The 7,973-nt window shown below is 63.7% G+C and carries 6 protein-coding genes; 3 read left to right on the top strand and 3 right to left on the bottom strand.

Going from position 1 to position 7,973, the window contains the following annotated elements; genetic code table 11:
* Window positions 1-846 (top strand): hypothetical protein (locus tag FVW27_RS02680; RefSeq protein ID WP_167122526.1); only part of this gene is annotated, 846 nt, incomplete at its 5' end.
* Between the two features lie 266 nt (window positions 847-1,112).
* Here the strand turns inward: FVW27_RS02680 and FVW27_RS02675 are convergent.
* Window positions 1,113-1,979, bottom strand: a complete 867-nt coding sequence (locus tag FVW27_RS02675) for a YitT family protein (RefSeq protein ID WP_167122524.1) — start codon at window positions 1,977-1,979, stop codon at window positions 1,113-1,115.
* Window positions 1,980-2,262: 283 nt separating this feature from the next.
* On the opposite strand from FVW27_RS02675, the gene FVW27_RS02670 reads away from it, so the two are divergent.
* On the top strand, window positions 2,263-2,934 hold the full coding sequence (locus tag FVW27_RS02670) for a CBS domain-containing protein (RefSeq protein WP_167122522.1): 672 nt from the start codon (window positions 2,263-2,265) through the stop codon (window positions 2,932-2,934).
* Between the two features lie 313 nt (window positions 2,935-3,247).
* Here FVW27_RS02670 and FVW27_RS02665 read toward each other — a convergent pair whose 3' ends face one another.
* Window positions 3,248-4,639, bottom strand: coding sequence for an outer membrane homotrimeric porin (locus tag FVW27_RS02665; protein ID WP_167122520.1), 1,392 nt, complete (start codon window positions 4,637-4,639; stop codon window positions 3,248-3,250).
* A 339-nt stretch (window positions 4,640-4,978) separates the two neighbouring features.
* The gene (locus FVW27_RS02660; protein WP_167122518.1) at window positions 4,979-6,385 is read right to left on the bottom strand and encodes an outer membrane homotrimeric porin; all 1,407 of its coding nucleotides are present in this window, start codon (window positions 6,383-6,385) and stop codon (window positions 4,979-4,981) included.
* Between the two features lie 332 nt (window positions 6,386-6,717).
* Here FVW27_RS02660 and uvrC point away from each other — a divergent pair.
* Window positions 6,718-7,973: excinuclease ABC subunit UvrC (gene uvrC / locus FVW27_RS02655; RefSeq protein WP_167122516.1), on the top strand; the 1,256-nt coding region annotated here is incomplete at its 3' end.

Genomic DNA, 7,973 nt, shown 5'->3' with positions numbered 1-7,973 from the left:
AACCGCCGCCTGCCCGGCTTCACCGCCGACCCGCGCCGTGTGCCTGCCCGCTGGGCGCAGGTGCTGGCCGCGTTGCGCCCCCGGCTGACCTACGTGCCCTTTGCCTGGCACGGAGGCTGCGGGGCGCTGTGCCATGATGACGAAGCCCGCTGCAACGTCGAGGTGCGTTTTCTGGCGGAGCCTGCGACTCCCTCCAATGCCCCAGGTGCCCAAGACACCCAAGACGACCGTGACAGCCATGGTGACAGGATAACCACCAGCCCCGGCGCCGCCCTTGCGGTTACCCGGCTGCATGCCCCGCAACCCGACGAAGCCGCCCTGCTGGAAGCCGCGTCGGTGCTGACCACCCTGCGCCTGCACCCCCGACACGAGGCGGTGCCCTTCCGGCTGCACGATCTGGAATTTTCCGCGCCTGCAGGGTTTGCCCTGCGCGACTTCACCTTTCGACCGGGGCTGTGCGCCCTGTACTTTCGCCGGGGGGCGGACACCCTGTCCGTGGAGCGGCTTTCACCCGCCAACGTGGTGTTGCAGGGGCTGCCCCTGCGCCATTGGGTCGCACGCCGGGCCGGGCTGGACACGCGCGAGGTGCACGCCCGCGCGCCACACTCCCCCCCCCACAACGCCCGCGAATCGGCCTTCTGGCAGCGCATTGCACGCCGCCCGCTGTTCGGCTCCCTGCCGGTGCTGCGCGGCCTGTCGCGCGGCGCCATCCACGAGGAAGGCGCGGCATGGCTCGTGGGGGATGAAAACAAGCTGATGGCGGTCTGCCTGTGCAGCACCGGAAGCCCAGCCCCAGACACCATGGCCGCCCTGTGCGCCAGCCTGCGCGTCATCGAGACGGACTGACGCACCATCACCCTGTCCCCGTTGCGGCATCCTGCCGTCAGGCACTCGATCCTCGCTGCGTAAAAATGCTGCGGCGGCACACAGGGTTCCCCCTGCCTGCCGCCGCAGTATGCGGCATTGCCACGCCATCTCGGTCCTGTTGTGCTCAGTCCGGCCTCCCCCTGTCCCGCCGCTGCACCAGTCCTGCCCGCACGTGTCCTGCCCGCACGTGTCCTGCCCGCACGTGTCCGGCCCGCCTGTTTCTGATCCGCAATCATCCAGCCGTGCTAATAGACCTTCCGCGTGGAAAATCCCGTACCCAGCACGTTGAAGGTGTTCTCCACGATCATGAAGGCGTTGGGATCATGCCGGAATACCGTTTCTTCCAGGCGCTTCAGCTGGTAGTTCTGCACCACGGTCATCAACACCTGCTTGTCACGACCCGTGAAGGCTCCCTTTCCTTGCAGGAAGGTGGCACCACGGTGCAGGTGCTGCAATATTTCCGCGGCGATGCATTCCGAACATTCGGAAATGATGAACACCATCTTGCGCTGGTTGAACAGCGAATGCACATAGTCCATCACCTGCGAATAGGTGTACACGAGGATGACGGAATAGAGCACCATGTCCACGTCCAGCGTGGCCAGACCGACCATGAACAGCAGGAAATTGTAGAGAAAACTCACCTGCCCAACGCGCATGCCCCAGCGTTGGTGCAGGATGATGGCGATGATGGTCATGCCGCCTTCGCTGCCCAGCGAGCGCAACACGATGCCAAGGCCCGCCCCGCACACGGTGCCCGCCGCCACCGCAGCCAACAGCGGGTTGGCGATGTGTGCCTGCCAGGTGATGAACTGCGCGGCGATGGTGGTCACCGCCGTGCCGTACAGGCTGTACAGGAAGAAGCGACGGCTGACGAACAACCAGCCCAGCACGAAGATGGGCAGGTTGAGCAGCAGGTACCACATGGCGGGCGACAGCACGCCCGTGGCATAGTAGATGTAGATGCCCGTGCCGAAGATGCCGCCGGAAATGAACCCGTGCGGCACGGCAATGGCGTTCATGCCCAGCGAGAACAGCACTCCCCCGATGGTCAGCAGCGCCAGGTTCCACCACACGGTCATGCTGACGTTGCGCAATTCCTTTTCGAACATGCGTTTCCCCTGTTGTTGTCCGCCAGCACCGGGACAAGGCGCGTCCCTGCTGGCCATGAGACGACGCGCTGTTGACCATCCTACCACCGCCCTGCCCGCCCGGACAGTCCCGCCATGGCGGCCCTGCACTGGGGGTCACGGGCAACCGGAAGGATTCCGCACGGTTCTTGCCGCCGGGCACCCGCCGGGTGGTTGTGCTCCGACCGAAAACAGGTATAGAATGGTTCCAACAGGATACCTAGTTCATCAACGCCATCGTCCGCCACGCAGGAGGATTCACCCAATGCTCATTCGCGAATGGATGACCCAGGATGTCATCACCGTAACGCCCGATACGTCAATGATGAAGGCCTCCAAGATCCTCAAGGAAAACCGCATCCGCCGCCTGCCCGTGGTGGATGCCGAAGGCCGCCTCATCGGCATCGTCTCCGACCGGGACATCAAGGAAGCCTCCCCCTCCAAGGCCACCACGCTCGACATGCACGAGCTGTACTATCTGCTTTCCGAAATCAAGGTCAAAGACATCATGACGCGCGACCCGTTCACGGTGCGTGCCGACGACACGGTGGAAACCGTGGCACTGAACATGATCGAAAAGCGCATCGGCGGCCTGCCCGTCATCGACGACGCGGGCAAGCTGGTGGGCATCATTTCCGACAGCGACGTGTTCAAGGTGCTCATCACCATCACCGGGGTGCGCCACGGCGGCGTGCAGTTCGCCTTTGAGCTGGAGAACACCCCCGGCACGCTGAAGCCCATCGTGGACACCCTGCGCGAGCACAATGCGCGCATCATCTCCATCCTCACCTCCATGGACGATTCCAGCGGCCCCACCCGCCGGGTGTACATCCGCATCCTGCCCATGGACCGCGCCGAGGAAAACCGCATCATCGAGGCCGTAAAGAGCCGCTTTTCGCTGATGTACTGGGCGCGCGACAACGTGCACCCCGCCTAGCCACGCCACCCAGGCGGCCTGGTCGCCACGACCATACCGGCCAGACAGCATCGCAGTCCACAACGGCCCGCCCCGCACGGTAGCACCGCGCAGGGCGGGCCGATCGTGTTGCTGCAACACCTTGACCGCAAGCGCCGACCGGGGTCGGCAAAGGCCAGTACAAGGGAATTCGCACTCCTCTGGCGTTGGCGGTATCCAGTTGTTCCTGCTCTGGGGGGGGGCATGCCCCGACTACCTCTCGCGACGACAGGCGCAAAAAAACCGGGGGCCTTGCGGCCCCCGGCGGGGTGTGCGGTATCAGGCAGAATAAGGCCTAGAAGTCGTAGACGAAGTTGAAGACCAGCTTCTTCGCGTCGGCGAAGTCGTCGGTGCCCCAGGTGTCTTCGTCCATGTCAAGCTTGATGTAACCCATTTCGACCACGAGCTTGAGGTTCTCGTAGATCTGGTAGGTGGTGTCGAAGTTGACTTCGATGGCGCTGTCTTCGTCAGTCAGGAAGGTGTAGGTCTGGCCGGGGGCAAACGCGGCGCCCACGGTGGGATTCTTCTTGATGACGTCGGCGTCGTTGGTGCCCTTCATGTACACCACGCGCAGCACGTGCGACAGGTTTTCCATGAAGGAGATGTCAGCAAACTGCAGGCCCACGGCCCAGGTGCCAGCGCCGTTCAGGCCGAAGTAGGTGTCCTGACGGTACACGGAACCGGGGAAGCCGAAGCTGGTCACGCCCCAACCGGTGGGGGAGACGGAGGGCATGCGTTCGGAACCGTTGTCCAGATCGTCGTCTTCACCGGAACCGTACCAGGCCAGGATGCCGGGGGTGACCATGTCGAGCTTGTACTCGGCCAGGGCAGCCACGATCCAGCCAGCGCGTTCGGCGGAGTCGGCGTCGTCAGCGGTCTTGGAACCGTACACGGCGTCCATCTTCAGAGAGAAGGGAGCGAAGTAGCTCATTTCGAAAGCAGCACCGGCCCACCACGCGTCGTAGGTTTCGGAACGGCTGTCGATGGCGTTGTTGGCGAATTCAGACATGCTCATCATGCCCGACTTGAACTCGGTGCCAGCGTTGGGAGCGGTGCCAGGATCAACATCCTTGCCCACGGACGCGTACACGCCATAGGGGGTGATCTTGAAGCCGTCCAGGGTCACGGGCACGGCCAGGGCGAACATGTCGACTTCGTCGAACTTGTTCTGGCCGCTGGTTTCGCCAGAGGTGGAGGAGTCGAACGGACGCGCCCACAGGGCAGTCACGCCCACGTTGTCGTTGATGGCGTAGCTCAGCGTAAGGCCAGCAACGTCATCGTCGAACACCATGGAGGAGGGGGCAACGGCACCGGGCAGGGACAGACCCTGGATACCCATGCGGACCTTCAGGTCGGTGTTGGGCACGATCCAGTCGATGTACGAACGACGCACTTCAACGGACTTGCCGTCGGCGCCGAGAGCGCCGTCCTTGTTACCCCAAACCGTGTTGCCCATTTCGAAGAACACGACGCCCTTCAGGGCTTCGCTGGCAACCACGTCGATCTGGGTGCGCAGGCGCTGGCTGGCGGAGAAGTCGTCGCCGTGGTCCTTCTGGTAGTCACCACCGTCGAGCCACGAGAAATCGAAAGCCCACTGGCCCTTGGCCTTGATGTCGGCGGCCTGCGCGCCCGTGAAGGCGCCCAGCACCAGCGCGAAGGCCAGCATCAGGGTAGCAAAACGTTTCATGGAGTTTCCTTCCTTCTTTGCTGTTGGAGTTGCCTGAAACCACCCCCACTCTCTAGCCGAAGTTTAAATTTTTGGCAACAATCGTGCGACGGGCGCGTTTAGCCTGCTGTCCGGTTAATTTCTTGTACGACAAAAATGGCAAGCACCCAGGAGCGTGCCCGGCAGGAGCAGTGCGGCACGACCGGCCGGATTAGCCTTTCCATTCCCGGCTGGGGGTTCCCCGCACCCTGATCGTTGACAACCCACAACAAACCGCCCTTCATTTCCAAGCATGCCCGCAAAAACAAAGGGGGGAGGCCGTCAGGCCTCCCCCGCAGATTGCGTCAGGAACGTTGCGCTTTAGAAGCTGTACTTCAGGTTGAAGCCGAGCTTCCAGGCGTCGTCGAATTCCTTGTTGTTCCAGGTGTCTTCATCAAGGTCAGCCTTGATGTAGCCCATTTCGACCATCAGGTCGAGGTTGTCGTAGATCTTGTAGAAGTGATCGAAGTTCACTTCCCAAGCGTGGTCCTTTTCGGTCATGTACAGGCCGTTGCCGGACTGCACGGGCGAGGTCAGGCTGGCGTTCTTGACCATATCTTCGTTGTTGGTACCGGTCATGTACACCACGCGAATGGTGTGCTTCAGGTTTTCAACGAAGGAGATGTCGGCCAGCTGCAGGCCAACGCCCCACATGCCGGTGCCGCTGACGGACACGAGCGAGTCGGTGGCGATGGGCGCGCCGGGCTTGTCCATGCCGAAGGAGGTGGGACCGAAGTCGGGCGAAACGTAGGGCATGCGCTCGGAACCGTTGGTGGCGTCGTCGTCATCACCAGAGGCGTACCAGGCGAAGATGCCGGGGGTAACCATGTCCATCTTGTAGTCGATGGCACCGATCACCAACCAGCCGGAGCGATCCATTTCGATGTTGCCGATTTCGTCGCCGTCAACGGAGCCGTACATCGCGTCAAGCTTGAACGACAGGGGGGCGAACATGGACAGTTCGAAGGAAGAACCAACCCACCAGGCATTGGAGTCGTTGCCGAAGGTCTGGGCGGCAGGAGCGTTGATCGGACGCAGGCCGTAAGCGGCCTGCTTCCAGGAAGCGCCGTTGTAATCGCTGGAAGAGCCGTCCACGTCCTTGCCGAGGGCGCCGTACATGGCCCAGGGGGTGATCTTGGCACCATCAAGGGTCACGGGCAGCACGACACCGAACAGGTCGAGTTCGTCCTGCAGGTTCTTGCCGCTGGTTTCACCGGAGGTGGAGGTGTCGTACGGACGCGCCCAGAAGGCGGTGGCGGCGAACATGTCATTGAACTTGTAGGTCATGGTCAGGGCAGCCACGTCGTCGTCGAGCACCGGCGAACCGGCCACGGCGCCGGGCAGGGCCAGGCCCTGGATGCCCATGCGGACCATCAGGTCGGTGTTGGGCACGGCCCAGTCGATGTACGAACGCTTCACTTCAACGGACTTGCCGTCGGCACCGAGAGCGCCGTCCTTGTTGCCCCACACGGTGTCGCCCATTTCGAAGTACACCACGCCGCGCAGGTTTTCGCTGGCGATGATGTCGATCTGGGTGCGCAGGCGCTGCTTGGCACCGAAGGTGTCTTCCTTGGCGCCGTTATTGTCCTGGCCCTGGAAATCAGGGTTGTCCAGGAACTCAAAGCTGAAGTCCCACTGGCCTTTCGCCTTGATGTCGGCGGCCGAGGCGCCGGCAACGGAGCCGAGCACCAGCATGGCGGCGAGCATCAGAGTAACGATGCGCTTCATTGTTTTCCCTTCCTTCCTTTGCGGTTCGAGTACAATGTTCCTGACGCGGGAACACAAGGTTCGGAGTGCAAATTACTCCACCCGGAAGACCTTGGCAAGAGCCGTTGTAAAATTTTTTTTACGGTAGAGGATTTTGGTCCGGCCCCGCCAAAAACCGCCACCCGACCCGGCCACACCCCGTCCGCCCTTGACGCACGCGGCCCCGATGGAGGAGAGGAGGAAGATCGGAACACGGCGGCACGCCCCCCCCGTTCCCTCTTGTGTATGGTCCGCCACCTGAACGTCACGCTTTTGACACATGGCACCGCCCCGGCGTGCCGCCCCACTTCCGCATGCAAAAGCCCGTCATGTCGAGCATTCCCGATACTCCCGGCGTCTACCTGTACAAGGACGCCGCCGGGCGCATCCTGTACGTGGGCAAGGCCAAGCACCTGCGCAAGCGCATCGCGTCCTATTTCCGCGAGGCTGCCGAAGGCACCCCGCCGCCGCAAACACCCAAGACGCTGGCCATGCTGCGCCAGGCCGAACGGCTGGACACCCTCAGCACCACCACCGAGAAGGAGGCGCTGCTGCTGGAGGCCAGCCTGATCAAGAAGCACCGGCCCCGCTACAACATCGTGCTGCGCGACGACAAGCAGTACGTGCTCTTTCGCCTGCAAAAGAAGCATCCCTACCCGCGCCTGGACATCGTGCGCGCCGTGCGCCGCGACGGCGCCCAGTACTACGGCCCGTTCACCTCCGCCGGCGCGGCCCGCGCCACGTGGAAGGCCGTCCACCGCGCCTTTCCCCTGCGCCGCTGCACGGACCGGGCGCTGGAAAACCGGGTGCGCCCCTGCCTGTATCATTTCATAGGGCAGTGCCTTGCCCCGTGCGTGTTCGACGTACCTCAGGACGAGTACGCCGCGTTGGTGCAGCGGGTGGAAATGCTGCTCTCGGGCCGCTCGGGCGAACTGGTGGGGCAATTGCGCGCGGAGATGGAAACCGCCTCCGAGGCGCTGGAATTCGAACGGGCCGCCGAACTGCGCGACCAGATCCGCGCCGTGGAGCGCACCGTGGAACGCCAGGCCGCCGTACTGCCGGGCGGGGGCGACCTGGACGTGGTGGGCATTGTGGACACCGGCGGCGGGCTTGGCCTTGGCGTGCTGTTCGTGCGGCAGGGCGCGGTGCTGGATGGCCGGGCCTTCCTGTGGCCGGGCCTTGGCTTCGAGGAAGCCCCGGAACTGCTGCTGAGCTTCCTGGGGCAGTTCTACGGCCCTCATTCGGCCATTCCCGCGCGCATCGTGGTGCCGTGGCTGCCCGTGACGGTGGACGCGGACGGCTTCGACGATTCCGGCGACGCCACCGTGCCGGACGAACAGGTAACGCATGATGGGCCGTCCCTGCCCGCCACCTCTGGCATGCTCGTTCCTCAGGCCGTCACGGACATGAGCCTGCGGGCCATAGAGGAAACCCTGGCCGACCTGCGCGGCGGGCCGGTGCGCATCGTGGCGCCCCGCTCGCCCGAAGAGAACCGGTTGGTGGACATGGCCGCCGCCAACGCCCGCGAGCATGCCCGCCGCGAGACGGAAGCCCCCCTGCCCGACCTGCT

The organism is Nitratidesulfovibrio liaohensis (assembly GCF_011682075.1).
In the GTDB taxonomy this organism is placed as follows: Bacteria; Desulfobacterota; Desulfovibrionia; order Desulfovibrionales; family Desulfovibrionaceae; genus Cupidesulfovibrio; species Cupidesulfovibrio liaohensis.
This window is presented reverse-complemented; position numbering and strand designations above follow the sequence as displayed.

Bases quoted from the DNA above. Each gene is read 5' to 3' on its own strand.
- FVW27_RS02675 (WP_167122524.1), bottom strand. From the start codon at position 1,979: ATGTTCGAAAAGGAATTGCGCAACGTCAGCATGACCGTGTGGTGGAAC.
- FVW27_RS02670 (WP_167122522.1), top strand. From the start codon at position 2,263: ATGCTCATTCGCGAATGGATGACCCAGGATGTCATCACCGTAACGCCC.
- FVW27_RS02665 (WP_167122520.1), bottom strand. From the start codon at position 4,639: ATGAAACGTTTTGCTACCCTGATGCTGGCCTTCGCGCTGGTGCTGGGC.
- FVW27_RS02660 (WP_167122518.1), bottom strand. From the start codon at position 6,385: ATGAAGCGCATCGTTACTCTGATGCTCGCCGCCATGCTGGTGCTCGGC.